The organism is Mycobacterium sp. (genome assembly GCF_032161845.1).
In the GTDB taxonomy this organism is placed as follows: domain Bacteria; phylum Actinomycetota; class Actinomycetes; order Mycobacteriales; family Mycobacteriaceae; genus Mycobacterium.
Genome location: NZ_JAVRQA010000475.1, coordinates 1 through 26,386 on the forward strand (window position 1 = coordinate 1; position 26,386 = coordinate 26,386).

The 26,386-nt window shown below is 68.2% G+C and carries 27 protein-coding genes and 1 pseudogene; 20 read left to right on the plus strand and 8 right to left on the minus strand.

Annotation, left to right across the window (positions count from 1 at the left end; all coding sequences use genetic code 11):
• Together QOD90_RS25755 and QOD90_RS25760 are read right to left on the minus strand one after the other, a co-directional pair.
• Positions 1–784: TCP-1/cpn60 chaperonin family protein (locus QOD90_RS25755; protein ID WP_526354416.1), on the minus strand; the 784-nt coding region annotated here is incomplete at its 3' end.
• A 198-nt stretch (positions 785–982) separates the two neighbouring features.
• Positions 983–1,546 carry a TetR/AcrR family transcriptional regulator gene (locus tag QOD90_RS25760; protein ID WP_526354418.1) on the minus strand — a complete coding sequence of 188 codons (564 nt, stop codon included), beginning with the start codon at positions 1,544–1,546 and terminating at the stop codon, positions 983–985.
• A 95-nt stretch (positions 1,547–1,641) separates the two neighbouring features.
• Here QOD90_RS25760 and QOD90_RS25765 point away from each other — a divergent pair, with 95 nt between their 5' ends.
• The 5 genes from QOD90_RS25765 (at position 1,642) to QOD90_RS25785 (ending at position 6,452) form a co-directional block, all read left to right on the plus strand.
• On the plus strand, positions 1,642–2,544 hold the full coding sequence (locus QOD90_RS25765) for an SDR family oxidoreductase (protein WP_526354420.1): 903 nt from the start codon (positions 1,642–1,644) through the stop codon (positions 2,542–2,544).
• The gene (locus QOD90_RS25770; protein WP_526354421.1) at positions 2,541–3,245 is read left to right on the plus strand and encodes a class I SAM-dependent methyltransferase; all 705 of its coding nucleotides are present in this window, start codon (positions 2,541–2,543) and stop codon (positions 3,243–3,245) included. Before QOD90_RS25765 ends, QOD90_RS25770 begins: the two co-directional genes overlap by 4 nt.
• Positions 3,242–4,150, plus strand: a complete 909-nt coding sequence (locus tag QOD90_RS25775; RefSeq protein ID WP_526354423.1) for an SDR family oxidoreductase — start codon at positions 3,242–3,244, stop codon at positions 4,148–4,150. Before QOD90_RS25770 ends, QOD90_RS25775 begins: the two co-directional genes overlap by 4 nt.
• A gap of 17 nt (positions 4,151–4,167) precedes the next feature.
• A complete protein-coding gene (locus QOD90_RS25780; RefSeq protein WP_526354425.1) occupies positions 4,168–4,662 on the plus strand; it encodes a cupin domain-containing protein in 495 nt (164 codons plus the stop codon).
• Positions 4,663–4,757: 95 nt separating this feature from the next.
• Positions 4,758–6,452, plus strand: coding sequence for a DEAD/DEAH box helicase (locus QOD90_RS25785; protein ID WP_526354427.1), 1,695 nt, complete (start codon positions 4,758–4,760; stop codon positions 6,450–6,452).
• Here the strand turns inward: QOD90_RS25785 and QOD90_RS25790 are convergent.
• Positions 6,449–6,925: an SRPBCC family protein gene (locus QOD90_RS25790; RefSeq protein WP_526354429.1), complete on the minus strand. Its 477-nt coding sequence runs from the start codon at positions 6,923–6,925 to the stop codon at positions 6,449–6,451. The genes QOD90_RS25785 and QOD90_RS25790 overlap by 4 nt on opposite strands.
• Positions 6,926–7,012: 87 nt before the next feature.
• On the opposite strand from QOD90_RS25790, the gene QOD90_RS25795 reads away from it, so the two are divergent.
• Positions 7,013–7,741 (plus strand): Type 1 glutamine amidotransferase-like domain-containing protein, encoded by a 729-nt coding sequence (locus tag QOD90_RS25795; protein ID WP_526354431.1) that lies wholly within the window; start codon positions 7,013–7,015, stop codon positions 7,739–7,741.
• Between the two features lie 12 nt (positions 7,742–7,753).
• On the opposite strand, the gene QOD90_RS25800 is transcribed toward QOD90_RS25795, so the two are convergent.
• From QOD90_RS25800 to QOD90_RS25810, 3 genes are read right to left on the minus strand one after another with little or no spacing between them, the layout of a single operon-like run.
• Positions 7,754–8,566: an HAD-IIA family hydrolase gene (locus QOD90_RS25800; RefSeq protein ID WP_526354433.1), complete on the minus strand. Its 813-nt coding sequence runs from the start codon at positions 8,564–8,566 to the stop codon at positions 7,754–7,756.
• Positions 8,567–8,612: 46 nt separating this feature from the next.
• Complete coding sequence (locus QOD90_RS25805) at positions 8,613–10,037, minus strand: PH domain-containing protein (protein WP_526354462.1); 1,425 nt, start codon at positions 10,035–10,037, stop codon at positions 8,613–8,615.
• Between the two features lie 44 nt (positions 10,038–10,081).
• A complete protein-coding gene (locus QOD90_RS25810; protein ID WP_526354464.1) occupies positions 10,082–10,591 on the minus strand; it encodes a PH domain-containing protein in 510 nt (169 codons plus the stop codon).
• Positions 10,592–10,617: 26 nt separating this feature from the next.
• On the opposite strand from QOD90_RS25810, the gene QOD90_RS25815 reads away from it, so the two are divergent.
• The 5 genes from QOD90_RS25815 (at position 10,618) to QOD90_RS25835 (ending at position 16,613) form a co-directional block, all read left to right on the plus strand.
• Complete coding sequence (locus tag QOD90_RS25815; protein WP_526354435.1) at positions 10,618–11,541, plus strand: SDR family oxidoreductase; 924 nt, start codon at positions 10,618–10,620, stop codon at positions 11,539–11,541.
• A gap of 14 nt (positions 11,542–11,555) precedes the next feature.
• Positions 11,556–12,797 (plus strand): molybdopterin molybdotransferase MoeA, encoded by a 1,242-nt coding sequence (moeA, locus tag QOD90_RS25820; protein ID WP_526354437.1) that lies wholly within the window; start codon positions 11,556–11,558, stop codon positions 12,795–12,797.
• Between the two features lie 20 nt (positions 12,798–12,817).
• Entirely contained in the window at positions 12,818–13,531 is a 714-nt protein-coding gene (locus QOD90_RS25825) for a phosphatidylserine decarboxylase (RefSeq protein WP_526354439.1), read from the plus strand.
• Positions 13,528–14,385: a CDP-alcohol phosphatidyltransferase family protein gene (locus QOD90_RS25830; protein ID WP_526354441.1), complete on the plus strand. Its 858-nt coding sequence runs from the start codon at positions 13,528–13,530 to the stop codon at positions 14,383–14,385. The genes QOD90_RS25825 and QOD90_RS25830 overlap by 4 nt, the downstream gene beginning before the upstream one ends.
• A gap of 83 nt (positions 14,386–14,468) precedes the next feature.
• On the plus strand, positions 14,469–16,613 hold the full coding sequence (locus QOD90_RS25835) for an AAA family ATPase (protein WP_526354466.1): 2,145 nt from the start codon (positions 14,469–14,471) through the stop codon (positions 16,611–16,613).
• Between the two features lie 2 nt (positions 16,614–16,615).
• Here QOD90_RS25835 and QOD90_RS25840 read toward each other — a convergent pair whose 3' ends face one another.
• Positions 16,616–17,065, minus strand: a complete 450-nt coding sequence (locus QOD90_RS25840) for an SRPBCC family protein (RefSeq protein WP_526354443.1) — start codon at positions 17,063–17,065, stop codon at positions 16,616–16,618.
• Positions 17,066–17,156: 91 nt separating this feature from the next.
• Between QOD90_RS25840 and QOD90_RS25845 the strand changes: the two genes are divergently transcribed.
• Positions 17,157–17,597: a DUF1707 domain-containing protein gene (locus tag QOD90_RS25845; protein WP_526354445.1), complete on the plus strand. Its 441-nt coding sequence runs from the start codon at positions 17,157–17,159 to the stop codon at positions 17,595–17,597.
• On the opposite strand, the gene QOD90_RS25850 is transcribed toward QOD90_RS25845, so the two are convergent.
• The gene (locus QOD90_RS25850) at positions 17,569–18,621 is read right to left on the minus strand and encodes a class I SAM-dependent methyltransferase (RefSeq protein ID WP_526354447.1); all 1,053 of its coding nucleotides are present in this window, start codon (positions 18,619–18,621) and stop codon (positions 17,569–17,571) included. The two genes, QOD90_RS25845 and QOD90_RS25850, sit on opposite strands and share 29 nt — an antisense overlap.
• Positions 18,622–18,868: 247 nt before the next feature.
• Here QOD90_RS25850 and QOD90_RS25855 point away from each other — a divergent pair, with 247 nt between their 5' ends.
• The 8 genes and pseudogenes from QOD90_RS25855 to QOD90_RS25890 all read left to right on the plus strand — a co-directional run.
• Positions 18,869–21,742, plus strand: a complete 2,874-nt coding sequence (locus QOD90_RS25855; protein WP_526354449.1) for a Na+/H+ antiporter subunit A — start codon at positions 18,869–18,871, stop codon at positions 21,740–21,742.
• Complete coding sequence (locus QOD90_RS25860) at positions 21,739–22,206, plus strand: Na(+)/H(+) antiporter subunit C (protein WP_526354451.1); 468 nt, start codon at positions 21,739–21,741, stop codon at positions 22,204–22,206. Before QOD90_RS25855 ends, QOD90_RS25860 begins: the two co-directional genes overlap by 4 nt.
• A 61-nt stretch (positions 22,207–22,267) precedes the next feature.
• The gene (locus tag QOD90_RS25865) at positions 22,268–23,866 is read left to right on the plus strand and encodes a Na+/H+ antiporter subunit D (protein WP_526354453.1); all 1,599 of its coding nucleotides are present in this window, start codon (positions 22,268–22,270) and stop codon (positions 23,864–23,866) included.
• Positions 23,863–24,396, plus strand: coding sequence for a Na+/H+ antiporter subunit E (locus QOD90_RS25870; protein WP_526354455.1), 534 nt, complete (start codon positions 23,863–23,865; stop codon positions 24,394–24,396). The genes QOD90_RS25865 and QOD90_RS25870 overlap by 4 nt, the downstream gene beginning before the upstream one ends.
• Positions 24,397–24,427: 31 nt before the next feature.
• Positions 24,428–24,709, plus strand: coding sequence for a monovalent cation/H+ antiporter complex subunit F (locus QOD90_RS25875; protein ID WP_526354457.1), 282 nt, complete (start codon positions 24,428–24,430; stop codon positions 24,707–24,709).
• Positions 24,706–25,050 (plus strand): monovalent cation/H(+) antiporter subunit G, encoded by a 345-nt coding sequence (gene mnhG / locus QOD90_RS25880; RefSeq protein ID WP_526354459.1) that lies wholly within the window; start codon positions 24,706–24,708, stop codon positions 25,048–25,050. Before QOD90_RS25875 ends, mnhG begins: the two co-directional genes overlap by 4 nt.
• The gene (locus QOD90_RS25885) at positions 25,037–26,005 is read left to right on the plus strand and encodes a class I SAM-dependent methyltransferase (protein ID WP_526354461.1); all 969 of its coding nucleotides are present in this window, start codon (positions 25,037–25,039) and stop codon (positions 26,003–26,005) included. Before mnhG ends, QOD90_RS25885 begins: the two co-directional genes overlap by 14 nt.
• Positions 26,006–26,108: 103 nt before the next feature.
• Positions 26,109–26,386 (plus strand): annotated as a pseudogene (locus QOD90_RS25890) (HNH endonuclease signature motif containing protein); the annotation flags it as partial.

Below are 26,386 nucleotides of genomic sequence, written 5' to 3' on the forward strand. Positions count from 1 at the left end.
CCACCAGGGTGGAAAGGGCTTCGCCCTCGACGTCCTCGGCGATGATCAGCAACGGCTTGCCGGACTGGATGATCTTCTCCAGCAGGGGCAGCAGATCCTTGACGGTCGACACCTTGGAGCTGACCAGCAGGATGTAGGGCTCTTCCAGGACGGCTTCCTGACGCTCGGCGTCAGTCACGAAGTAGCCCGAGATGTAGCCCTTGTCGAAGCGCATGCCTTCGGTGAGCTCGAGCTGCAGACCGAAGGTGTTGGACTCCTCGACGGTGATGACACCCTCGTTGCCGACCTTGTCCATGGCCTCGGCGATCAGATCACCGATGGACTGGTCGCCGGCGGAGATCCCGGCGGTAGCCGCGATCTGCTCCTTGGTCTCGATCGCCTTGGCCTGAGCCAGCAGGGTCTCGGTGACCTTCTCGACGGCCTTCTCGATGCCGCGCTTCAGACCGAGCGGGTTGGCGCCGGCCGCAACGTTGCGCAGACCCTCGCGCACGAGCGCCTGGGCCAGAACGGTTGCGGTGGTGGTGCCGTCGCCCGCGACGTCGTCAGTCTTCTTGGCGACTTCCTTGACCAGCTCTGCGCCGATCTTCTCGTACGGGTCCTCCAGCTCGATCTCCTTGGCGATGGACACACCATCGTTGGTGATCGTGGGGGCGCCCCACTTCTTCTCGAGGACGACGTTGCGACCCTTGGGGCCCAACGTCACCTTTACCGCGTCGGCGAGGGCGTTGAGGCCCCGCTCGAGGCCGCGGCGGGCCTCTTCGTCATACGCAATTGTCTTGGCCATTGCGAAGTGTTCCTCCGGATTGGGGATGGCACGTTTTTGGTCGGGAGCAGTGCCCGCGACGGACGACTTGGGTGTGCTCCGCAGGTGCGGCCCCGCTGTCTCACCGTCCCGACCTAGCACTCACCGATCGCGAGTGCCAACGTCATTTTTAGCACTCGGCCATGGCGAGTGCAAGGTCGAGGGGCCGCTAACGCACCGCTAGGACGACGCCCGGAGACCTGCCTCGATCACTGCCGTCACCCTCCCGGTGACCTCTTCGCCGTAGGTCTGGGTGGCCTTGCACATGACCAGAAGCGCCTTGACCTCCGCCACGCCGACGTCACGGCGCGCGGTGCCTGCCCGTTGCGCCGAGGCGAGCAGGTCGCCGAGCAACTCGAGGAAGATCGCCTCTGCGCCAGGCGCTGCCGTGTCGACGTCGATGCCATAGCCGGCCAGCGCCTCGACAAGGCCGTGGTCGATGGCATTCATCGTCACCATCTCCCGTAGGAAGGCGAACAACGCCTCACCAGGTCCGACGGAGTCCATCAACGCGCGCCCGGCGGCGACGACGGACTGCACTCGGTCGTCGATCACGGCGGCGAACAGCGCCTCCTTGGTGGGGAAGTGCCGGTACACGGTGCCCGCTCCGACGCCGGCGCGACGGGCGATCTCGTCGATGGGCACGGAAAGTCCCTCGGCAGCGAAGGTCTCGTAGGCCACCTCTAGCACCCGCGCGCGATTGCGGGCGGCATCGGCGCGCATCGGCCGACCAGTTTCGATCACGATGCCTCCTGCGGTTGACAAAACGGGGCGCGCGTTCCGTATAGTCGAATCAAGCGGAGCCGGCGTTCCGTTTCCATCTTACCCAGGAGGCCTTCATGAGTTGGACCGCAACCGACATTCCCGATCAGAGCGGCCGCACGGCCGTGGTGACGGGCGCCAACACCGGACTGGGTTACGAAACCGCGGCAGCCCTCGCGGCCCGCGGCGCGAACGTAGTGCTGGCCGTCCGCGACCTCGAAAAGGGCAAGGCCGCCGCCGACCTCATCGTCAGGCGCTACCCCGGTTCCGAGGTCAGCCTGCAGGAGCTCGACCTCACGTCACTGGAGTCGGTGCGCCACGCCGCGGACGCGCTGCGCGCCGGCTACGACCGCATCGACCTGCTCATCAACAACGCGGGCGTGATGATGACGCCGAAGTCGACCACGAAGGACGGTTTCGAGCTCCAGTTCGGCACCAACCACCTCGGGCACTTCGCGCTGACCGGCAGGCTGTTGGACCGGCTGCTCGCCGCACCGGGATCGCGGGTGGTGAACGTCAGCAGTCTGGGTCACCGCTTCGGTCGCATCCGTTTCGACGACCTTCAATCCGAGCGCAGCTACAACCGTTTTCGCGCGTACGGCCAGTCGAAGCTGGCCAACCTCTTGTTCACGTACGAACTGCAGCGCAGGCTGACTGGCCGAGACACGATCGCCGTCGCCGCTCATCCGGGAGGCTCGAGCTCGGAGCTGTCCCGCTACCTGCCCAGTGCGATCAAGCTGGCCTTTCAGCAGCTGGAGCAGGACACCGAAACGGGTGCCCTGCCGACACTGCGAGCGGCGACCGACCCGGGCGTCCTCGGCGGTCAGTACTACGGCCCCGGCGGCGCCATGGAGATGCGCGGCTACCCCAAGCAGGTCGCATCGAACCGCCGATCCCACGACCGTGCGGTCCAGCGTCGGTTGTGGACGGTGTCCGAAGAGCTGACCGGCGTCACATCCGAACTTCCGATCGATCGATGACCACGACCCACACCTCGGGAACCAGACTGTTCGCCAACGAGGCATGCGACAACTTCGGTGAGATCGGAGCGATCGCTCCAAGCAGTCCGTCCCTCGCTCGCGCGATGACCCTCGCCCTCGATCGTCGTCGTTCGCCACGGGCGGTCCTCGAGGTCGGAGCGGGAACGGGCGCCGTGACGACCTCGCTGATGGAGCGACTCGGTCCCGACGACAGGCTCGACGTCGTGGAGTCCAACGACGCCTTCGCCGACGCACTCCGGGTCGTCACCGAAGCATCAGCACCCACGACGCGTCCACACACGACGGTGCACACGACGAGGATCGAGACATTCGACACCGACGTCCGATACGACGCCATCCTCTCGGGACTACCGTTCACCAACGCCACCCCGGACCAGGTCGCGTCGATCCTCGACCGGTACGACGCGCTGCTCGCCGACGGTGGCAGCGTCGTCTACTTCGCCTACGTCGGTACTCGTCGAATGCGGTCGGTGACGGCCTCGCGCAGCGAAGCGCGCAGACACGCCACCGTCGAAAGACTGCTGTCGGAATACAGAGGGCGATTCGACACGTCCGGCCAGACGGTCTGGCGCAATCTGCCACCCGCTCGGGTATGGACCCTTCAGAGCCCGCAGCACACCACATCCCGTTCGTCATCCCGTTCGTCATCCCGTTCGTCATCGAAGGAGAAGCAGCAATGAGCAAGTGGACCACCGCCGACATTCCCGACCAGAGCGGTCGCGTCGCCATCGTGACGGGCGCCAACACCGGCCTCGGCTTCGAGACGGCCGACGCCCTCGCCGGCCGCGGCGCACACGTGGTGCTCGCGGTGCGCAATCTGGACAAGGGCAAGGAGGCGGCTTCGCGAATCACGGCCGCCAACCCCGGCGCGGACGTCGCGCTGCAGGAGTTGGACCTCGGCTCGCTGGAGTCGGTGCGGACGGCCGCCGACGAACTACGCGCCAAGTACGACCGCGTCGACCTGTTGATCAACAACGCCGGGCTGATGTACCCGCCGAAGGGCACCACCACCGACGGCTTCGAGCTGCAGTTCGGCACCAACCACCTCGGCCATTTCGCGTTCACCGGACTACTGATCGACCGCCTGCTCCCGGTCCCTGGCTCGCGCGTGGTGACGGTCAGCAGCATCGGCCACCGCCTCAACGCCGCCATTCACTTCGACGACCTGAACTGGGAGCGCAGCTACAACCGCGTCGCCGCCTACGGCCAGTCCAAGCTCGCCAATCTGCTGTTCACCTATGAACTCCAGCGTCGACTGGCCCCGCACGGCACCACCATCGCGGCGGCAGCCCACCCCGGCGGGTCCGACACCGACCTCATGCGGCACCTGCCCAGCGCTCTCCAGTTCGCACTGCCAGCCGTGCGGCCGCTGTTCCAGTCCGCGGCGATGGGCGCTCATCCGACGCTGCGCGCCGCAACCGACCCCGGCGTGCTTGGCGCCGAGTACTACGGCCCGGACGGGCCTGGTGGTGTGCGCGGCCACGCGAAGCTGGTGCCGTCGAGTGACCAGTCGCACGACGTCGCACTGCAGCGCCGGCTGTGGACGGTCTCCGAAGAGCTGACCGGGGTCGTCTTCGGAAGCTGATGCGGCAGACTGGCGACGTGTCGCTGATCGTGCCGCCCTATCCCCCGGTCCGCTACGACAAGGACCAGCCGGAGGTCTCCGCCTCGCTGCGACGTAGCGACGAACCCCCGGACTACGACTCCTTCGGCCTCGTCAAGTACCACTACTTGGCCGACCAGAAGAAGACCGACGGTGACTACGGCCTCTACCGCGTCGACCTGTCCCCGAAGGCGGGCGGACCGGGGCCGCACTTCCACCGCGCCATGTCGGAGGCGTTCTTCGTGCTGTCCGGGCGGATGAGGCTCTACGATGGCCGCGACTGGATCGACGGCAATCAGGGCGACTTCCTCTACGTGCCGCCGGGCGGCGTGCACGGTTTCCGCAACGAGGCGGACGAACCCGCGTCGATCCTCATGCTGTTTGCTCCCGGCGCGCCGCGGGAGCACTACTTCGAGGGGCTGGCTCAGCTCGGCGAGCTGACCGACGACGAGCGGCGGGACTGGTTCATCGCGAACGACAACTACTTCGTCTAGGTGACACGCCGACTGATCGGTGACACGCCCTGCAGAAGTGCGATCCCGTAACCCCTTGCCCTAGACTGCCCTTCGACCAGATTGGAGTCTTCGGGGTGCAGGGTTATGCAGCGCCCAGCACCCAGACGTTGCGGGGCTGGCAACGTCGGGCCATGGTCAAGTATCTGGCCGCACGACCGCGTGACTTCCTGGCTGTCGCGACCCCCGGCTCCGGCAAGACCACCTTTGCGCTACGCATCGCCGGTGAACTGCTGGCCGACGGCACCGTCGAACGCATCACGATCGTCGTGCCCACCGAGCACCTCAAGATTCAATGGGCGAAGGCCGCGGCGGCCCTTGGCATCTCGCTGGATCCCAAGTTCAGTAACTCCAACGCCCAGAACTCCGACGAGTTTCACGGAGTCGTCGTCACCTATGCCCAGGTGGCGAGCCACCCCGGCCGCCATCGCGTGCGTACCGAGAACCGCAAGACGCTGGTCGTCTTCGACGAGATCCACCATGGCGGTGACGCCAAGAGTTGGGGCGAAGCGATCCGTGAGGCGTTCGACGACGCGACGCGCAGGCTGGCACTGACCGGCACGCCGTTCCGTAGCGACGACAGCGCGATTCCGTTCGTCACCTATGAGCGCGGACCCGACGGTCTCGAGCGCTCGACCGCCGACCACGTCTACGGCTACGCCGACGCTCTGGCCGACGGGGTGGTGCGGCCCGTCGTGTTCCTGGCCTACTCCGGCGAGTCGCGATGGCGCGACAGTGCCGGCGAGGAACACGCGGCGCGACTGGGCGAACCGCTCAACGCCGAGCAGACCGCCCGCGCCTGGCGCACCGCGCTGAACCCGGCGGGCGAATGGATGCCCGCCGTGATCGCCGCGGCCGACAAACGTCTGCAGCAGAAGCGTCAGCACGTCCCGGATGCCGGCGGCATGATCATCGCCTCCGACCAGACGGCGGCCAGGGCCTACGCCGGGCTGCTGACCACGATTACCGGCGAGGTGCCCACGGTGGTGCTGTCCGACGATCCCGGTTCGTCGGACCACATCACGACGTTCTCCCAGGGCACCAGCCGCTGGTTGGTCGCGGTGCGCATGGTGTCCGAGGGCGTCGACGTGCCACGCCTTGCGGTGGGCGTCTACGCCACCAGCGCGTCGACTCCGCTCTTCTTCGCCCAGGCGATCGGCCGCTACGTGCGATCCCGTCAGCCCGGCGAGACCGCGAGCATCTTCTTGCCGTCGGTGCCAAATCTGCTCCAACTCGCCAGCGAGATGGAGGCGCAGCGCAACCACGTGCTTGGCAAGCCACATCGCGAGTCCCAGGGCGACGAGTGGGACGAAGAATACGAAGAGAAGCAGAAGTCCGAACCCGACGAGATGGACAACGGCTTCGAAATGCTCGGAGCCGACGCCGAATTGGATCAGGTGATCTTCGACGGCTCGTCGTTCGGCACGGCCACCCCCGCGGGCAGTGACGAGGAAGCCGACTACCTCGGCATTCCGGGCCTGCTGGACTCCGCGCAGATGCGAGATCTGTTGCGGCGCAGGCAGGAAGAGCAATTGGATCGCAGGACCGCGGCGGGCGGCACCATACCGGTGCCCGGCACCACCCACGGCCAGCTCCGCGATCTGCGTCGTGAACTCAACGCCCTGGTGACCCTCGCCCACCACCGCACCGGCAAGCCGCACGGCTGGATTCACAACGAGTTGCGCCGCATCTGCGGCGGGCCGGTGGTCGCGGCGGCGAACTCCGTTCAGCTCGCAGCCCGCATCGAGGCGGTCCGCTCGCTCAAGACCTAGCGGTGCGTGGCGAGTTCGACGAGGTGCTCGAGCGAGTTCACAAGATGCGACTCGTCGAACGGCGGGAACTGGATGTGTTCGCGCAGTTCTGCGGGCACTGCTGACCAGTCGTAGGTCAGGGTCACGTTCGTCTCGCCCGCGCCCGTCGGCGTGAGGTCGTAGCGCCACAGCCAGCCACCGAAGCTCAACTCGCCATCGGGACCGGCTTGTCCGGGTTCCCACGCGACGGCCCGCGGTGGATCGAACACCCGAACTTTGTTGGCCATCTCGTAGTTCCCGTCGGGATGGTTGTCGTGGTACATCGCCATCCGGAAGACCTGCTCGTTGGCCGTCAGTTGGTTACCGTCCAGCGACTCCCGGACCCATCCGGTGCCGTCGATCGCCGCATGCGTCGAGGGGTCGGCCAGCACGCCGAACACCACGTCGACGGGTGCGGCGACGGTCGTGCTCACGTTCATCGATTCCGTAGTCATGCCGATATCGACCGCCCGACACTCCGGAACTCATCGCGTCGCCGTAATCGGGTTGCCCAGGCCGCCGCGGCGGCATACGTTCGCCGAGTGCCCGCCGATGAGCCCACCATCCTGGCGACCAGCGGTGGCCTGCGTGACGGCCGGCGGACTCGCTGGGAGTTCAGCCCGCTCACCGAACTCGCCGTCGAGCTGGCCGGGGTCACGGGTCGCCCGCCGCGAGTCTGCTTCGTCGCAACGGCCCAGGGTGACAATCCCGCCGGGCTTCACGCCCTCTACGAGGCCGCTCAGGTGCGCGGACTCGCGGCCAGCCACGTGTCGGTGGTGCCGATGCCGAACGTCGACGACGTCGAAGCTCACCTCCTCGGCCAGGACGTGGTGTGGGTGTGCGGTGGCAGCGTCGCCGCACTGCTGGCGCTTTGGCGCTTACACGGAATCGATCGTGCGATGCAGGCGGCCTGGACAGCCGGTGTCGTGCTGACTGGGGTTTCCGCTGGGTCCATCTGCTGGCACACCGGCGGGACGACTGATTCGTTCGGACCCGACCTGCGTCCCGTCACCAACGGCGTTGGGCTGGTGCCGTATTCGAACGGCGTGCACTACGACTCCGAGCCTCAGCGTCGCCCGCTGTTTCAGCGCCTGATCGGAGAGGGTGTGCTCGAGGCCGGCTACGCCACGGACGACGGCGTTGGCGTGCTGTACCGCGGCACCGAGTTCGTCGAGGCCGTGTCCGAAAAGGACGGCGCGGGTGCCTACTTCGTCGCCGCCGACGCTCAGGCCGGGGTGATCGAGACTGGCCTCGACACGCGGCGGCTGTGAAGCGATTAGAGCTTAGAGCCCCAACAAGCCAGGGAGGTCGGCGACCGAGTCGATGACGTAGTTGGGCTGCATGGCGAATTGATCTGCGGCCCAACGGTCCAACGTGTCCTGCCGGAACTTGCCGGTCCGCACCAGCACTCCCGTCATGCCGACGACCTGACCGGCCAGCACATCGTTGTTGAGATCGTCGCCGACGACGTACATCTCCTCGGGCTCGACGCCGAGCCGGCCCGCCGCGGCGAGGAAACCCTCCGGTGCGGGCTTTCCGACGGCGGTCGCCTTGCGGCCAGACGTCTGCTCCATGCCGATGAGGTACATCCCGGTGTCGACGCGCAACCCCTTGGCGGTGTTCCATGCGGTGCTGCGGTGCATCGCCACCACCGGAACTCCCTGTGCCATCCAGTCGTACACCCGGCTCAGCGTGACGTGGTCGTATTCCGATCCCGCCCCGCCAAGAAGGATGACGTCGGGGGTGGAGGGATCCGAGTTGACGACGTCGTGCGCGTAGACGATGTCGATACCGGGCATGTCCTCGGCGATCTGGCCGCTGTTGACCAGGAAGCACCGGGCGTCCGGATAGCGGTCACGGACGTAGTCGGCGGTGAGCACGGCCGCGGTGATGACCTCATCGGAGGTGACCTCGATACCGGCTTCGGTCAGCAGTTCGGCGATCTGGACGCGGGTCTTGGTGGTGGTGTTGGTGAGGTACGCCCTGGCGATCTGGTTGGCCGCGAGTACGCGCAACGTCTCGGCGGCGCCGGGGATGGGCTCCCAGGAAGTGACCAGGACGCCATCGATGTCGAACAGCACTCCACCGATAGCCATGTGGGTGAGGTTAAACGGCAAACTTCTCAGCGCAACTCGGGCCCGGTCAAAGGTGAGCCCACTCATTGTCGGCCACCCATGGTGACGCCGTCGCCGCCACCGACCAGGCCAGCTCCGCGGGCACGTCGAGCACCCGGTAGGCCTTCACCCCCGCGGCGGTGGCCGCCACCAGGGTCGCCACCCCGGCGCGGCGCTGAAAGTACGTCTGGCGCACGGTCCAGCCAACGATGCCCGCCGCGGCGATGCAGTCGCGCCGCCGGTCGACGCTGCCCGCTCGCGCCACCAACCAGCCATCGCCAACGCGGTGACCAAGGGCACGCGACCGGTCAGCGGCCAGGAACGCAGTCGCGGCGGTCACCACACCCAACGCCACCCACGCCATCGGTGGTACGGGGACGACGACCGCCGACCCGGCCAGGACGACACCGAGTAGTGCGGGGATCGTCAGGGCTCTGGTCCAGCGTCTGCGGGTCGCGACGGGGCCGTGACGGCGCAGGTCGCCGCTGACCACGTCGGGCCGCCCGATCAGCTCGGTGAGCACTCCGCGGGCCGTCGCCACCGGACACGGCGGCAGCAGCAGCGACGCCTCACCCGATCCGTCGACGCCGGTCATCACCGCATCCAGTCGGGCGCCGCCGAACGTTCGCACCAGCAGGGGTTCACGGAGCGTGCCGCCGCGCAGGCGGCGCGTGTCGAAGGTCTGCTCGCGCACTCGCAGCAGGCCGTGCTCGAGGTGCAGCTGGTCGTCGCGGCGGGACAGCACCAGGTTGCCGAACGTCACCAGCGACCGGACGACCGACAGGAGCACCGAAAGCAACAGCACGACGACGGCGGCCACCGCGACGGTGATCACGACGCCGAATCGCTCGGCGGCATCGAGGCCCTCCCTCGCCAATTCCGAATCCTCGAGTGCGGCAACTGCTCCCGTCTGATACACCAGGCCGACGGCAGCAGCGATCATCGCAAGGCCCGTGAAGCTGAGCGGGCTGTAGCGCAACCAGGACGGCTGCCACCTGGCGATGACGTGCTCCTGCGGAGGCGCCTCGAAGACCGCCGTCGCTGAAACAGCCGATGAACCGGACAGCAGGATCGCTCGCAGTTCGGGGACCTCGGCGGACCGGACCGCGTCGAGGGCGAATTCGGCTTCCCCCTTGGCCTCCCGACCCGTGCTCACCCTGATCACGGTCACCCCGAGCAACCGGTGCAGCAACCGAGCGTCCGTCGATACCGATCGAATCCTGTTGCGCGGCAATGAGAGAACCGTGCGTTGCAGCACACCCGCGCGACGCTGGACCTGTTCGTCGTCGATGCGGTAGGTGGTGGTGAACCAGCGGGCGACACCGAACACGACGAGGAACACCAGCGCACCGATCGACCACAGCGGGTTGCCGGTCGCCGACCCGAGCACGACGGAGCCGATCAGCAGCGGCAGTTGCCGCAGGAGCTCGTGCACGGGATGGACGAGCAACATCCGGGGGCTGAGCCTGCGCCACTGCGGATCCCGTGGCGCGTCCGTCACGTCGCGTCCCGGTCACCGATCGCGGTGACGTCGGTCAGTTGGGCGACGATCCGGTCGGCGACGTCGGAGTCCAGCGCGACGATCCGGACGGCCCCCGCCGACGACGCGGTCGTCACGGTGACGTTGGCCAGGCCGAAGATCCGGTCGAGCGGGCCGCGGTGGGTGTCGACGGTCTGCACGCGGGAGATCGGCGCGATGCGGCGCTCCTGCACCAGCCAGCCCGTCCTGGTGTACACCGCGGGCGTCGGCGAGCCCAGCGCCGCCGAGTCCAGGAAAACGTCCCAGCGGTGCACGCGGTAGCGCCACAGCGGCGCCACCACCACGAACGTCACGATGCCCAGCACGGTCGCCGCCGCCGCGGCGGCATGCAGCCAGCCCAGCCGCGCATCCAGCACGAACCACACCACCTGAGCCACCGACAGCATCCCCCACGGAATGGCCGCGGCGAGGGCCCACACCAGCGGCGCCTTGCGGCTCGGCGGGTGCGCGGGGTCGACGAGTGTCACCATCACCTTTGAGTATGGTCGTGCCCATGAGCTCCAACATCAAGTGGACGGCCGCCGACGTGCCGGATCAAACCGGCCGCGTCGCCATCATCACGGGCTCCAACACGGGCCTGGGTTACGAGACCGCGCGGGTGCTGGCCGCCAGCGGCGCAACCGTCGTGCTGGCGGTGCGCGACATCGAGAAGGGCAACGCCGCCGCGGCCCGCATCCTTGGCACCAGCCCGCGGGCGGACGTCACCGTGCAGCCGCTCGACGTGGGCTCCCTGCAGTCCATCCGCACCGCGGCCGCCGAGCTCAAGAGCGCCCATCCCCGCATCGACCTGCTGATCAACAACGCCGGGGTGATGTACCCGCCGAAGCAGGTCACCAAGGATGGTTTCGAGCTCCAGTTCGGCACCAATCACCTTGGCGCCTTCGCGCTGACGGGCCTGCTGCTGGAGAACCTGCTGCCCGTCGAAGGTTCCCGCGTCGTCGCGGTCGCCAGCGTCGCGCACACCATTCAGGCCGCCATCCACTTCGACGACCTGCAGTGGGAGCGCAAGTACAACCGCGTCGCCGCGTACGGCCAGTCGAAGTTGTCCAACCTGCTGTTCACCTACGAGCTCAACCGCAGGCTGGCAGCCAGGGACGAGAACACGATCGCCGTCGCCGCGCACCCCGGTCTTTCGAACACCGAGCTGATGCGGCACATCCCAGGTTCGGGATTGCCAGGCTTCAACACGCTCGCCGGACTGGTGACCAACAGCCCGGCGATGGGCGCGCTGGCCACGCTGCGGGCGGCCACCGACCCGAACGTGCGAGGCGCCCAGTACTACGGACCCGACGGCATCCGCGAACTGCGCGGGCACCCGAAGCTGGTGGAGTCGAGCAAGCAGAGCCACGACCAGGACCTCCAGGGCCGGCTGTGGACGGTTTCCGAGGAGCTCACCGGCGTCAGCTTCCCGGTGTAGGACGCAGAGCGCCAATGAGATCCGTCGAAGAGCACCAGCGGGTCGTCGCGAGTCTGATCACGCGGCGTGAACCGGTCACGGTTGCCGTCGGTGACGCGCTCGGGCTGGTGCTGGCGGCTGACGTCGTCGCCCCGCTGTCGCTACCCGGTTTCGACAACTCGGCCATGGACGGCTATGCCGTCGTCGCCGAGGACGTCGCGAGCGCCTCGGACGGTAATCCGGTGAAACTGCCCGTGGCAGAAGACATTCCCGCTGGCCGCACCGACGCGCTGACCTTGGAACCCGGCACCGCGCACCGGATCATGACGGGAGCCCCGCTGCCCGCCGGGGCCACGGCGGTCATTCCCGTCGAGGCCACCGGCTCCGGCTTCGCCACGGCCGGCGACACCGTTTCGATCCGTGCCAGCGCGAAGCCCGGCCAGCACATCCGGCGCGCCGGTGAGGACGTCACGGCGGGTACGACGGTGCTTCACGCGGGTCAGGTGCTCACGCCCGCCGCCCTTGGACTGGCCGCCGCGCTGGGCCTCGGCGAGTTGAACGTCGTTCCGCGGCAACGTGTTCTGGTGATGTCGACGGGGTCGGAACTGGTGGCGCCCGGCACGCCGCTGCAGCCGGGTCAGATCTATGAATCCAACGCCGTCATGCTCGCCGCCGCGGTGCGCGATGCGGGCGCCGACGTCGTCACCTCGTCGATGACCGAAGACGACGTCGACGTCTTTCGTGCGGCGCTGCAGACGCATGGGCGCGACGCCGACCTGATCATCACGACGGGTGGCGTCAGCGCGGGCGCGTACGAAGTGGTGAAGGACGCACTCGGCGACGAGGTCGAGTTCGTCAAGGTCGCGATGCAGCCGGGCATGCCCCAGGGCGCGGGCACCGTGTCGGGAACTTCGATCATCACCCTGCCTGGCAACCCCGTCAGCGCCCTGGTGTCGTTCGAGGTCTTCATCCGCGCGCCACTTCGTGCGGCGATGGGGCTGCCGAATCCCGACCGGCCGCGCCTGACGGTCACCCTGCTCGAAGGCCTGACGTCGCCGCCGGGAAGGCGCCAGTTCCGTCGCGGGGTCCTCGGTGATCGGCGGGCAGGAGCGGAGCGACCGGGGGATGACACCGACTCGACGACGGTCACCAGCTACGGGCCGCCGGCATCTCACCACCTGCGCTGGCTGGCATCGGCCGACTGCCTGCTGGAACTCGGCGAGGACGTCGCGGAACTGGCGGCCGGATCACCCGTGCGGGTATGGGATCTGCGCTAGCACCGTAGGATCGAGGTCCCATGGCCAGACCCGCGCGACCCGCCGATGCCGCCAACCAGTCCGAGATCTCCCGGTTCGTTGAGTTGGTCCGTTCCACCGTCCCCCCCGTTCATCCCGCAGGCCTTCCGTTCATCGCGGGTGGGCTGGGAGTTGCTGCCGCAGGCCGCAAACACCGCTGGCTGCGCAACACCGGCCTGTCCGCCGCGAGCGCCTGCGCACTGTTCTTCCGCCACCCGCCGCGCGTTCCGCCGACCAGGCCGGGCGTCGTCGTCGCGCCCGCCGACGGGCTCGTCACGCTGATCGAACGGGTCCGCCCGCCCGCCGAGCTCAACATGCCCGACGTGCCGATGACGCGGATCAGCATCTTCCTGTCGATCTTCGACGCCCACGTGCAGCGCGCCCCCGTCGCGGGCGAGGTGATCACCGTCAAGTACCGCCCCGGCCAGTTCCGCTCGGCGGACAAGGACTCCGCCAGCGAGGTCAACGAGTGCAACAGCGTGTGGTTCCGCACCGCAGAGGGCATCGACGTGGCCGCGGTCCAGATCGCCGGGTTGATCGCGCGCCGGATCGTCTGCTCGACCCATGCCGGGGCCAAGGTGTCACTCGGTGAGACCTACGGCCTGATCCGCTTCGGCTCGCGCCTGGACACCTACTTCCCGGAAGGCTCGCGCGTCCTGGTCGAGATCGGCCAGCGCGCCATCGGAGGCGAGACAGTGCTCGCGGAGCTGGCGTGAGCCGCGACCAGGGCCAACCCAAACGTGGACTTCGCATCCTGCCAAGCGCGACGACGGTTTTGGCGATTTGCGCCGGGCTGACCTCGATCAAGTTCGCCCTCGACGGGAAGCCTTGGATCTCGCTGGCTCTGATTGGAGCCGCCGCGATCCTGGACGGCATCGACGGCGGGATTGCGCGCGCGCTCAACGCGCAATCCCGGATGGGTGCCGAGATCGACTCCCTTGCCGACGCGGTGAACTTCGGCGTGGCGCCCGCTCTGGTCATCTACGTGACGATGCTGCCGAACTCGCAGCTGGGCTGGATCTTCGTGCTCCTCTACGCCGTCTGCGTGGTGCTCCGACTGGCCCGGTTCAACGCACTGCTCGACGACGACACCCGCCCGGCCTACACCCGCGAGTTCTTCACCGGCATGCCCGCGCCGTGTGGGGCCATCGGGGCGATCGGTCCGCTGGTCGCCATGATGCAGTTCGGTCAGGGCTGGTGGACGTCGCACTGGTTCGTCTGCGTGTGGCTCGCGGCGAATGCGGCGCTGCTGGTCAGTCGGGTGCCGACGCTGGCGCTGAAGGCGATCTCGGTTCCGGAGAACGCCGCGCCGATCCTGCTGATCCTGGTCGCGGCCGCCGCCGCGGGGCTGCTGCTGTTCCCCTACGTCCTGGTGCTGCTGATCATCGCCGGGTACGTGGCCATCATTCCGTTCACCATCCGCAGCCAGCGCTGGGTGGCGGCGCGGCCCGAGGCGTGGGACGCCAAACCTCAGCAGCGTCGGGCGGTCCGTCGCGCGGCGCGACGCGCGGCTCCCAATCGCCGGTCGATGGCCCGCCTCGGGCTGCGCAGGCCGGGGCCTCGGACCTAACCGTGACCGATCTCGGGACCGAGGCGCTCGACGAGCCTCCTGTGAGTCGACTTCCGCTGACTGCCCGGCTCAACACCTCGGCCATGGACTCCCGGCGCGGCGTCGTGAGGCTGCACCCCGAGGCTCTGGCCGCACTCGGTATCAGGGAGTGGGATGCGGTGTCGCTGACCGGCTCTCGCACCACCTCGGCGGTCGCAGGCGTCGCGGGCCCCGACACACCCGCGGGCACCGCCCTGCTCGACGACGTCACGCTGTCCAACGCCGGTCTCCGCGAGAACACCATCGTGCTGGTGGCACCGGTGACCGTTTACGGGGCACGTTCGGTCACGGTGAACGGCTCCAAACTGGCCACCCGGTCCATCTCGTCGGCGACCCTTCGACTGGCGCTGCTCGGCAAGGTCATGACGGTCGGCGACACCGTGTCGCTGCTGCCGCGTGATCTCGGACCTGGCACGTCGACGTCGGAGGCCACGTCCGCCCTCGCGTCGTCGGTGGGCATCACCTGGACGTCGGAACTGTTGACGGTGACGGGCGTGAATCCGGCCGGACCGGTGAGCGTGCAACCGAATTCGCTCGTCGCCTGGGGTGATGGCACGGGTTTGACGACCGAACCCGAGACCGCTGCCCACACCGTCACCAAGCCGAGCGAAGCACCCGTGCATCCGCAGGTTTCGGTCGACGACCTCAGGGGCGCGCACACCCAGGCCGGCCGGCTGGCGGAGTGGCTGAAGCTCGCCATCGACCAGCCCCAGCTTCTCGAAACCCTTGGCGCCAAGGCCAATCTCGGGGTTCTGGTGTCCGGGCCGGCCGGCGTCGGCAAGGCCACCCTGGTGCGAGCGGTGTGCGCCGAGCGTCGCCTCGTCGAACTCGACGGCCCCGAGGTCGGGGCGCTGCGGGCCGAGGACCGATTGGCGAGCGTGTCATCGGCGGTGGCGACCCTGCGTGACGGTGGCGGCGTCCTGCTGATCACCGACGTGGACGCCCTTCTGCCTGGCTCTCTAGATCGGCCGGCCGAACCCGTTGCGACGCTGATCCTTTCCGAACTGCGCGCCGCGGTGTCGACACCCGGCGTCGCGTTCGTCGCAACGTCCGCGGTGCCCGACGCCGTCGATGCCAGGCTGCGGGCGCCCGACCTGTGCGACCGCGAGCTGGGCCTGAGCCTGCCCGACGGGGCGACCCGAAAGGCGTTGCTCGACGTGCTCCTACGCGGCGTGCCCGTCAAGGACCTCGCTCTCGACGAGATCGGCGAGCGTACACCGGGTTTCGTCGTCGCCGACCTTGCAGCCGTGGTGCGGGAGGCCGCCCTGCGGGCCGCTGCCCGCGCCAGCGCGGACGGGCAGTCACCAGCACTGATCCAGGACGACCTGGTGGGCGCGCTGTCGGTGATCCGCCCGCTGTCCCGCTCCGCCACCGAGGAGGTCGCGGTCGGATCGATCACCCTCGACGACGTCGGCGACATGGTCGAGACCAAGCAGGCGCTCACCGAGGCCGTGCTCTGGCCACTGCAGCACCCCGACACCTTCGAGCGTCTCGGCGTCGAACCGCCGCGCGGCGTTCTGCTGTACGGCCCGCCCGGATGCGGCAAGACGTTCGTCGTGCGTGCGCTGGCCAGCAGCGGCAGGCTCTCGGTGCACGCGGTGAAGGGCGCCGAACTGATGGACAAGTGGGTCGGCGCGTCGGAGAAGGCGGTGCGCGAATTGTTCCGCCGCGCACGCGATTCCGCGCCATCCCTGGTCTTCCTCGACGAGATCGATGCGCTCGCACCGCGCCGCGGGCAGAGCTTCGACTCGGGCGTCACCGATCGCGTCGTGGCGGCACTGCTGACCGAACTCGACGGCATCAATCCGCTGCGCGACGTCGTCGTGCTCGGCGCCACCAACCGGCCCGACCTGATCGACCCCGCGCTCCTACGGCCCGGGCGACTGGAGAAGCTCGTCTTCGTCGAACCACCGAATGCCGATGCGCGCCGGGACATCCTGCGTACGTCGGGCAAGTCGATCCCGCTGAGTGCTGACGTGAACCTCGACGAGCTGGCCGATCACCTCGAGGGGTACAGCGCCGCCGATTGCGTTGCGCTGCTGCGTGAGTCCGCGCTGACGGCGATGCGGCGCTCGATCGACACGGCCGACGTGACCGCCGCCGACGTGGAGAAGGCCAGGGCGACCGTCCGGCCGTCGCTCGATCCGGCGCAGGTCGACTCGCTCCGCGCGTTCTCCGAGAACCGCTGAGCCTAGGCCCGTTCGGCGATCGCGGCCAGCCGCGTCAGCGAGGACATCAGCGCATCCACGCCGGTGGCGCGGGCCCGCACTAGGCGCTTCTCGTCGGTCAGCTGCGACCAGTCGTAGGTGTGCGTGACGCGGGTGTTCGCGTCGTCGAGGGGGACGAGTTCCCACCTCCAGAGGTGACCGGGCGGTGACGAAGCGGGCTCGGATGGCCGCCAGGCGATGAGCCTGCCCTCGTCGAATTCCACGACGTGGTTCTCGCGAACGCCACCTTGGGTGATGGTCGTCAGGAACACATCGCCGACGCCGTGCACCCGCTGCCCGCCCGCCGCCTCGGCGAGGTTGTCGTTGCCGTCCCAGCGTGGCTGTTCGGCGGGATCGGCGATCAAGTCGAAGATCCGGTCGGCCGGTGCGGCGATCTCGAGGCTGGCGCTGACCAATTTGCCTTCGGTACCCATGGCTCCATTCAACCCGAGCCGTTGACACTCCTATAGTGACATGTCATAGTTGGACCGAGAAACTAGGCAGCGTCAAGATCGGAGTTCGGACATGACCGCTCTCACCCATGCCAACACCGCCACCCGCGCAGGTGACCGCGAACGCGAGGTGACCGCCGGCCATCTCGGCCAAGCTCTCGCCGAGGGCTATCTCGACATGGCGGAATACGAGGATCGCGTCCTCTCGGCGTTCAGCGCTCACACCGCAGGCGAACTGAACCAACTGCTGGCCGACCTGCCGATGCACCAGCTCCGCCGCAGCGACCCCCGCAGGCGCGCCGCCAGGCACGCCGCCGCCCGAATGTCGGTGCGCCTGCACCTGGCCGGCTACCTGCTGATGGTCGTGATCGTGCTGACCGTCTGGCTGGCCGTCGCCCTCTCGGCGGGCGCCTGGTACTTCTGGCCCGTCTGGCCCATCCTCGGCGCCGGCATCGGAGTTCTCGCCCACGCCATCCCGATCCGGCTCAGGGTCGGGCCTCCAGCACGAGGTTGAACGGTGTTTCGGTGGCCCTGACGAACCGGGTGAAGCCGCCTCCGTCGACGACGACGTCGCGCAGCCGCGCCTCCCCGGCCTGAGCGCCGAGGGCCGGCCCCTTGCGGGCGAGCGACACGGGGACGCAGATCTGCGTCGACGCGCCGTACATCACCCGACCCACCGGGTTCAGGTTGTCCTCCACTCGATCGTTCGCGAAGGGTTCCACGATCATCGCGGTGCCGTCGTCCTTGATGGCCTGGCGCGCGTGCCGGGCCGCGCTGACCGGATCGCCCATGTCGTGCAGGCAGTCGAAGAAGGCGATGAGGTCGAACCCGCTGCCCTCGTAGCTGGTCGCGTCCGCGACTTCGAACCGTGCGTTGGTCGCACCCGCCGCCGCAGCCTTCTCACCGGCGACCCGCACCGATTCCGCGTGGTAGTCGTACCCGACGAACTCCGAGTCCGGGTAGGTCTTCGCCATCAAGATGGTGCTGGCGCCGTGGCCACAGCCCACGTCGGCGACCTTCGCGCCGCTCTGCAACTTCGCGACGACGCCGTCCAGCGCGGGTAACCACGACCCGATCAGGTTGGCGTTGTATCCGGCGCGGAAGAACCGCTCGGTTCCCTCGAATAGGCACGGATGGTGCTCGCCCCACTCCATGCCGTTTCCGGACTTGAAGTTCTCCAGCGTTTGCCCCAGTGCATGGAATGTCGCTTCGACGATGTTGTAGGCGCCGGGCATGTCGACCGGGCCACTCGGGTCGGTCAGGCACAGCGCCTGTTCGGGGCTCAGCGACCACGTTCCCGATGCGGCGTCGAACTGTACGTATCCGCCAGCGCCCTGGTTTCCGAGCCATTCTCGGACGTAACGCTCGTTGGTGCCGGTGCGCTCCGCCAGTTCGGCCGGCGTCAGGGCGCCCTTTGCCAGCTCCCGGTACAACCCGAGGCGATCGCCGACGAGTATCAGCGTCGCGCTGATCGCCGCCCCGAGGTCACCCACCGCCTTGCCAAGGAATTCGTTTAGCTTGCCTTCATCTACGGTCATCGTGCTGCCTCGTCCCCCCGGTGCGGTGTCCGGCTGTCTCCAATCATGATCACCACCTCGAGGGAGCGTTGGACATTGGCACTATCGCCGCGGGCCGCGTAGCACGGACGTCGGCCATCCCCGTACGCAACGCCGGGCCGGGCCGAAACACCGCCCACGTAAACTGACGAAGGACACAGCCCGCTGGCCTGATGCTCTTCGCGCAAGCGCTCATCACTGGCTGACACCCCGAGATGACCGGAGTGCCATGCTCGCCATTCTCTACGCCCACGCGGTGGCCGCCCTCGTGGCGCCCGTCCTCGTGCACCGTTGGGGGCGACGGGCCTTCTACCCACTCGCGCTCGTTCCGCTCGGCTCCTTGCCGTGGGTGGCGCTGAACTGGCCGGGTAACGGCGAGCAGACGGTCCACCTCGACTGGGTGCCCGCACTGTCCTTCGACATCACGCTTCGCTTCGACGCGCTGGCCGCGATCATGAGCGTGCTGGTGCTCGGGGTCGGCGCGCTGGTCCTCGTCTACTGCGCCGAGTACTTCCACCACCACGACGAGCACACCGAGCGACGGTTGCCCAGCTTCGCCGCCGAACTCGTCGCGTTCTCCGGTGCCATGTTCGGGCTCGTCGTCAGCGACAACATGCTGATGCTTTACCTGTTCTGGGAGCTGACGACGGTGCTGTCGTTCCTCTTGGTCGGCCACTACGCCGAGCGCGCCACCAGTAGGCGCGCAGCCACCCAGGCCCTACTCGTCACCACCGCGGGCGGCCTCGCGATGCTGGTCGGCATCGTCATTCTCGGCGAGCTGTCCGGCACGTACCGGCTCTCCGAACTCGTCGCGGCCCCGCCGTCTGGCACGGCCGCCGCTGTCGGTGTGGTGCTGATCCTGATCGGCGCGCTGTCCAAGTCCGCGATCGTGCCCATGCACTTCTGGCTGCCCGGCGCGATGGCCGCCCCGACACCCGTCAGCGCCTATCTTCACGCCGCCGCGATGGTCAAGGCGGGCGTCTATCTGGTCGCCCGCATGACGCCCGGCTTCGCCGACTCGCCGGGCTGGCGCCCGATCATCGTCACGCTCGGCCTTGCCACCATGCTGCTCGCCGGGTGGCGCGCCGTACGTGAGTACGACCTCAAGCTGATCCTCGCGTTCGGCACCGTCAGCCAGCTCGGCCTCATCACGTTGATGGTCGGTGCTGGTGGCGGTGACCTGATGTTGGCGGGGCTGGCCATGTTGTGCGCACACGCCATGTTCAAGGCCGCGCTATTCATGGTCGTCGGCATCATCGACCACGCCACCGGCACCAGAGACATCCGACGGTTGGCCTGGCTCGGCGACCGGCAGCGCCCCCTGCTGATCATCGCGATCGGGGCGACCGCGAGCATGGCCGCCCTGCCACCGTTCCTCGGCTTCGTCGCCAAGGAGGCCGACCTCACCACCCTGGCGGAGGCCCCGTCCCTCGGCGCGGCCGCCCCCTACGTCCTCGCCGGGGTGGCGTTCGGCTCGGTGTTCACCACGATCTACAGCCTGCGGTTCCTCTACGGCGCCTTCGCCCGCAAGGGCCGACCCAAACCCAGCCAGCGGGTCACCGAGATGCACCGGCCCACCGCCACCTTCCTCGCCGCCCCCGCCGTCCTGGCCGCGGCAGGCCTGGTGTTCGGCATCTGGCCGGCCGGGCTGGATCACGTGCTTGACGACTACGCGGACACCGTCCCCGGCGAGGCCGACTACCACCTCGCACTGTGGCACGGCGTGAATCTGCCTCTGCTGCTGTCGATTCTGATTCTCGCCGCAGGCACCGTCGCGTTCTTCGGCCGAACCCGGCTACGTCGCGCGCGGGTGGGATACCTGCCGCTCGGCAACGCCGACCGGATCTACGACGCCGTGATTCGGGGCACCGACGTCTTCGCGGTGCGACTGACCGCCCTCACCCAGCGCGGGTCGATCCCCGCGACGCAGGCCGTCATCCTCTCGACGTTGGTGCTGCTACCGATGGCCATGTTGATGCTCGGCGCGCGCAATCGTCCAGAGCTCGAGCTGTGGGACTCGCCCCTTCAGGCGGTGGTGGGACTCATCATTCTGGCCGCGGCGCTGAGCGCGACGGTGTTGCGCAATCGGCTTGCCGCCGTGCTCCTCGTCGGCGTGACGGGGTACGGGTGCGGGGCGATCTTCGTCTTCCACGGCGCACCCGATCTGGCTCTGACCCAGTTCCTGGTGGAGACGTTGACGTTGGTCATCTTCGTCCTCGTCTTGCGCACCCTGCCCGCGGAGGCCGAGCAGGCCTACATCAATCGACATCGATTGCCCCGCATCGCATTGTCGGTGGCAGTCGGTGCCAGCGTCACCGCGCTCGCGGTGTTCGCGATGGCCGCTCGGACCACCAGACCGATCGCCGAACTGTTGCCCGACGCCGCCTACTACCGCGGCCACGGCTCCAACACGGTCAACGTGCTGCTCGTCGACATCCGCGCGTGGGACACCATGGGCGAGATCTCGGTGCTCCTGGTGGCGGCGACGGGCGTGGCGTCAATGGTGTTCCGCCACAGGCGCTTCGGCACGGCACCCCGCGTCGCGGACGCCGGGCAACCAGACATCGGCCGCATCCCGGTGCTCGCGACCAGCCCGGCCGTCGGCGACACCACCTGGCTGCGCGGTAGCGAACTGCGCGACCCCAGATACCGGTCGCTGGTCCTGGAGGTCGCGACGCGAATCATCTTCCCGCTCATCATGGTTTTGTCGTTCTACTTCTTCTTCGCGGGCCACAACACGCCCGGGGGCGGCTTCGCCGGGGGGTTGACGGCGGGGCTGGCGCTGGTGCTGCGCTACCTGGCCGGTGGTCGCTATGAACTCGGCGAGGCGCTGCCCGTCGATGCGGGCAAGGTGCTAGGCGCCGGGCTGACCCTCTCGGCGGGGACGGCGGTCGCCTCGCTGCTGTTGGGCGCGCCGGTGTTGTCTTCGGCCGTCATCGAACTCGACGTGCCGGTGCTCGGGCACGTCAAGCTGGTCACCGCGCTGTTCTTCGACCTCGGCGTCTATCTGATCGTCGTCGGCCTGGTTCTGGACGTGCTGCGCAGCCTCGGCGCGCGCGTCGACGTCGAGATGGCCCAGCAGAGTCGGGCGGCCCGCCGATGACCGCCATCGTGCCCCTCATCCTCGTCGGCGGTCTCACCAGCGCAGGGGTTTACCTGCTACTCGAGCGCAACCTGACCCGAATGTTGTTGGGGCTGTTGCTGGTCGGCAACGCCGTCAACATCCTGATCCTGACCGTCGGCGGGCCGGCGGGCAATCCGCCCATCCGCGGGCGGACCACCGACGGTAGGACGGCCACCGCCGATCCGCTGGCGCAGGGCATGATCCTGACCGCAATCGTCATCTCGATGGGCATCGCGGCGTTCGTGCTGGCGCTCACCTACCGGTCCTACCGATTGTCGAGGGCCGAGGAGGTCGCCAACGATCCGGAGGACGCCCGCGTCTCGCAGTTGTCGGGGAAGTCGGCGGGGGCAATCGACGAAGACCTCGTCACGCACGATGCCCATCGCGACACCGACGAACCGGATGAACTGGACGCGCTACCCGGACACGACGGTTCCCGATGATCCAGCGAGAAGCGAAGCGGGATCGCGCATGTTGCCAGCGAGAAGCGAAGCGGGATCGCGCATGTTGAGCGCCTCGACGGTGCTGACGCCGCTCCCCGTGCTGATCCCCACCCTCGCCGCGGCGGCCACGTTGTTCGCGGGCCGCAAGCCGCGGCTGCAGCGCGCCATCGCGGTGGCGGCGCTCTCGGCGGTCGTCGGGGTCTGCGCGGCCCTGGTGTACCTGGCCGACCGTGATGGCACCATCGCCGTTCACGTCGGCGGCTGGGGCCAGTCCGTGCCGGGGATGGGACCGCTGGGCATCGCGCTAGTGGTGGACCGACTTTCGTCGCTGATGCTGTTGGTGTCGGTGATCGTGCTGCTGGCAGTCGTGTTCTACGCCATCGGGCAGGGCATCCGCGACGGCGACGAGCGTCAACCGGTGTCGATCTTCCTGCCGACCTATCTGGTGCTGTCCGCAGGCGTCTGCACCGCGTTCCTCGCAGGCGACCTGTTCAACCTGTTCGTCGGCTTCGAGGTGCTGCTGTCGGCGAGTTTCGTTCTGCTGACCATCGGCGCCAGTACCGACCGGGTGCGGGCAGGCATCGCCTACGTCATGGTGTCGATGGTGTCGTCGCTGATCTTCCTGATCGGCATCGCGCTGATCTACGCGGCGACCGGCACCCTGAACATGGCCGAGCTCGCCGTGCGCCTCGACGACATTCCCTCTGGAACTCGCAGCGCCTTGTTCGCGGTGCTGATGGTCGCGTTCGGCATCAAGGCCGCGGTGTTCCCGCTGTCGACGTGGCTTCCCGACTCGTATCCGACGGCGCCCGCGCCCGTCACCGCGGTCTTCGCGGGCCTTCTGACGAAGGTCGGCGTGTACGCGATCATCCGCGCCCATTCGCTGCTGTTTCCTGGTGGCGCACTCGACCACGTGCTGCTGGTGGCGGCATTGGTGACGATGCTCGTCGGCGTCTTCGGCGCGATCGCCCAGAGCGACATCAAGCGCCTGCTGTCGTTTACGTTGGTCAGCCACATCGGCTACATGGTGTTCGGCATCGCGCTCGGCAGCGAGCTCGGCATGTCCGGCGCGATCTACTACGTCGCGCACCACATCGTCGTGCAGACCACGCTGTTCCTCGTCGTCGGCCTCATCGAGCGACAGGCGGGGGCGTCGACCCTTCAGCGCCTTGGCGGACTGGCGGCGGCGAGCCCGGTGCTCGCGCTGGTGTTCATCGTGCCCGCCCTGAATCTTGGTGGCATCCCCCCGTTCTCGGGCTTCATCGGCAAGGTTGCGTTGCTGGAGGCGGGCGCGCAGGACGGGTCGGTACTGGCGTGGCTCCTGGTGGCGGGCAGCGTCGTGACCAGCCTGCTGACGCTGTACGTGATGGCTAGGGTGTGGACGAAGGCCTTCTGGCGGGCGCGCAGCGATGCACCCGAGGGCGACCTCGCCGACTCGTCGCCGTCGTCGCTCATCGACGACTCCGAGGAGGACGTCGCCTATGCGGATCGTGACGACGTCGGCAGGATGCCCGTCGGGATGTTGATTCCGACGGCGGCGCTCATCGCGGTGGGTCTGGCCCTCACCGTGTTCGCCGGGCCGATCTTCGCGTTCAGCGAGCGCGCCGCGGCCGAAGTCATCGATCGGGGCCAGTACATCTCGGCGGTGCTCACCCCATGAAGAAACTCCTGCTGCGGGCCTGGGTGCTGTGTTGGCTGACCCTGGTGTGGATGCTGTTGTGGGGCAACGTCTCCGCCGCGAACATCCTGGGCGGGCTGGCCGTCGCGCTGGTAATCACGCTGCTGCTGCCACTGCCGGCCGTTGCCATCGAGGGCAGGCTGCATCCGCTGTCGCTGTTGCGGTTGGTCGTGCTGATCTCCTATTACCTGGTGCTGTCGTCGCTCCAGCTGGCGTGGCTCGCGATCAAGCCGGGGCCACCACCGCGGACCGCGGTGCTACGGGCGCATCTGGCGATCAAGTCCGATCTGGTCCTGGCGTTGGCCGTCAATGTCATCAACCTGATTCCCGGGTCGATCGTGCTCGAGATCGACCAGACCCGGCGAATGATCTACGTACACGTCATCGACGTCGGTTCCGAGAAGTCGGTGCAGCGGTTCTACCGTCAGATCGCCGACGTGGAACGCCTGATGATCGCGTCGTTCGAGCGGGAGGCGGACTGGCGCCCGTCCGCAGAGAGGGAGCTGCCATGAAGATCCAGCGAGAAGCGAAGCGGGATCGCGCATGAACACCGTGTGGACCATCTCGGCGGTGATGCTGACGGCGGCTGCCGCCATCACGATGTTCCGACTCCTCGCGGGCCCCGGCACGCTGGACCGTCTCGTCGCGCTGGACACCTTCGTCGCGGTCACGATGTGTGCCATCGGCACGTGGGCCGCGTTCAGCCTGGACACCACCGTGACCTACAGCTTGACGGCGCTCGCGCTGATCAGCTTCGTGGGTTCCGTCAGCGTGGCTCGCTTCCGAGTGCGGGACGATGACCGGGCCGATCGGGGGCCGCGATGAGCGCCAGCGGTGTCCTCGACATTCTGGCCGGGGTGTTGGTGCTCAGCGGGTCGGCGCTGGCACTGACCGCGGCGATCGGCGTGGTGAGGTTTCCGGACACGCTGTCGCGGATGCACTCGGCCACCAAGCCGCAGGTGCTTGGATTGCTCCTGGTGCTCGCGGGCGCGGCGATCCGGCTCCGCGGACACCCGGATGTCGGAATGTTGATCCTGGCGGGTCTGTTCACCCTCATCACCGCGCCCGTGGTGGCCAATAGGGTTGGCCAACTCGCCTACCGCGAGCAGAGTTACCGCGACGACCTGCTGACCAAGGACGAGATGATGGAATATGGCGAGAACTGACGGCGACGACTGGGACATCACCGAGAGTGTCGGTGCGACCGCGCTGGGGGTCGCGATGGCTCGGGCAGCCGAAACCCGTTCGGAATGCCCACTGTTCATCGATCCCTACGCCCAATGGTTCATCGACGCCGCCACCGCGAGTGGCTGGCAGTCACCGTTCGGCAGCGCGGCGTTGGCGGAGCTCACCGACGTGGACCCCGCAGTCGCCGAGCAGATCCAGCGCCGGGCGCAGACCATCTGGGGTTACGCCGCGTCGCGGACCAAGCACTTCGACGACTTCTTCATCGCCGCCGGCGCGGCGGGTATCCGGCAGGTGGTCATCCTGGCGGCGGGTCTCGATGCCCGCGCCTGGCGGCTGCCGTGGGTGTCCGACACCGTGGTGTTCGAGATCGACCAGCCAAGGGTTCTTCAGTTCAAGGCCGACACCCTGCGGGCGCACGAGGCCCAGCCGGCGGCTCGCGATGTCGCGGTGCCCATCGATCTCCGTCAGGACTGGCCGACGGCCTTGCAGGAGAAGGGCTTCGACGCGTCCGCGCCGACGGCATGGCTGGCCGAGGGCCTGCTGCCCTATCTCCCCTCCGCCGCCCAGGATCTACTGTTCGACAGGATTCAGGAGTTGAGCGCAACCGACAGCAGGATCGCGGTGGAGGCGTTCGGACCGGAGTACTTCGACGAGGACTTCCAGCGGCGGCGCCGAGAGAACATGCAGGAGATGCGCACCGCGATGGCCAAGAGTGGCCGCGAAGTGGCCGACGTCGCCGACCTGTTCTTCAACGAACCGCACGCCGACGTCGCGGAATGGCTGAGCGATCACGGCTGGGAGGTCAGCTCCGAGACGTCGGCAGCGCTCATGACCCGGCACAAACCCGATCTGCCCCAGGACAGCCAGCTCCCCGGCAGTCTCTTCGTCGAGGGTCTCCGACTGCCATACAGCCCGAATAGCATGTTGCCCTGACGTTTTCGGCGCCTGACGGTGTGGTTGTCCACAGTCCCGCGTTCATCCACAACCCAGCCTTCCGGGGTCGTTCCATGTCGGGGATCGCGCATATCTTCGAAGCATGTTCGATCACCTGGTGACCACCACCACCGGCACCCACGGAGCCGGCGCAGTCGACGCCTGGACCCGGGTCGAAGCCGCGGCGTGCGCCCGCCGCCTCGCCACGATGGTCACCCTGCTCGACGACGCGTATGCCGCCACCGGGTCCGCCAATCGCGACCAATGGTGCCTGGACAACTGGGCCGCGGTCTGCGCCCACATCGGCGCCGCCGCACGCATCACCACCGGCGCAGCGTCCGGACTGCTCATCGTGGGCACCGCGTTGCGTGACCGGCTGCC

Coding starts and splice junctions, on each gene's coding strand:
- QOD90_RS25835 (WP_526354466.1), top strand. CDS start 14,469: ATGGACTCCCGGCGCGGCGTCGTGAGGCTGCACCCCGAGGCTCTGGCC.
- QOD90_RS25790 (WP_526354429.1), bottom strand. CDS start 6,925: ATGACTACGGAATCGATGAACGTGAGCACGACCGTCGCCGCACCCGTC.
- QOD90_RS25875 (WP_526354457.1), top strand. CDS start 24,428: ATGAACACCGTGTGGACCATCTCGGCGGTGATGCTGACGGCGGCTGCC.
- QOD90_RS25815 (WP_526354435.1), top strand. CDS start 10,618: ATGAGCTCCAACATCAAGTGGACGGCCGCCGACGTGCCGGATCAAACC.
- QOD90_RS25825 (WP_526354439.1), top strand. CDS start 12,818: ATGGCCAGACCCGCGCGACCCGCCGATGCCGCCAACCAGTCCGAGATC.
- QOD90_RS25885 (WP_526354461.1), top strand. CDS start 25,037: ATGGCGAGAACTGACGGCGACGACTGGGACATCACCGAGAGTGTCGGT.
- QOD90_RS25840 (WP_526354443.1), bottom strand. CDS start 17,065: ATGGGTACCGAAGGCAAATTGGTCAGCGCCAGCCTCGAGATCGCCGCA.
- QOD90_RS25855 (WP_526354449.1), top strand. CDS start 18,869: ATGCTCGCCATTCTCTACGCCCACGCGGTGGCCGCCCTCGTGGCGCCC.
- QOD90_RS25775 (WP_526354423.1), top strand. CDS start 3,242: ATGAGCAAGTGGACCACCGCCGACATTCCCGACCAGAGCGGTCGCGTC.
- QOD90_RS25860 (WP_526354451.1), top strand. CDS start 21,739: ATGACCGCCATCGTGCCCCTCATCCTCGTCGGCGGTCTCACCAGCGCA.
- QOD90_RS25865 (WP_526354453.1), top strand. CDS start 22,268: ATGTTGAGCGCCTCGACGGTGCTGACGCCGCTCCCCGTGCTGATCCCC.
- QOD90_RS25845 (WP_526354445.1), top strand. CDS start 17,157: ATGACCGCTCTCACCCATGCCAACACCGCCACCCGCGCAGGTGACCGC.
- QOD90_RS25850 (WP_526354447.1), bottom strand. CDS start 18,621: ATGACCGTAGATGAAGGCAAGCTAAACGAATTCCTTGGCAAGGCGGTG.
- QOD90_RS25870 (WP_526354455.1), top strand. CDS start 23,863: ATGAAGAAACTCCTGCTGCGGGCCTGGGTGCTGTGTTGGCTGACCCTG.
- mnhG (WP_526354459.1), top strand. CDS start 24,706: ATGAGCGCCAGCGGTGTCCTCGACATTCTGGCCGGGGTGTTGGTGCTC.
- moeA (WP_526354437.1), top strand. CDS start 11,556: ATGAGATCCGTCGAAGAGCACCAGCGGGTCGTCGCGAGTCTGATCACG.
- QOD90_RS25800 (WP_526354433.1), bottom strand. CDS start 8,566: ATGGCTATCGGTGGAGTGCTGTTCGACATCGATGGCGTCCTGGTCACT.
- QOD90_RS25805 (WP_526354462.1), bottom strand. CDS start 10,037: ATGTTGCTCGTCCATCCCGTGCACGAGCTCCTGCGGCAACTGCCGCTG.
- QOD90_RS25765 (WP_526354420.1), top strand. CDS start 1,642: ATGAGTTGGACCGCAACCGACATTCCCGATCAGAGCGGCCGCACGGCC.
- QOD90_RS25770 (WP_526354421.1), top strand. CDS start 2,541: ATGACCACGACCCACACCTCGGGAACCAGACTGTTCGCCAACGAGGCA.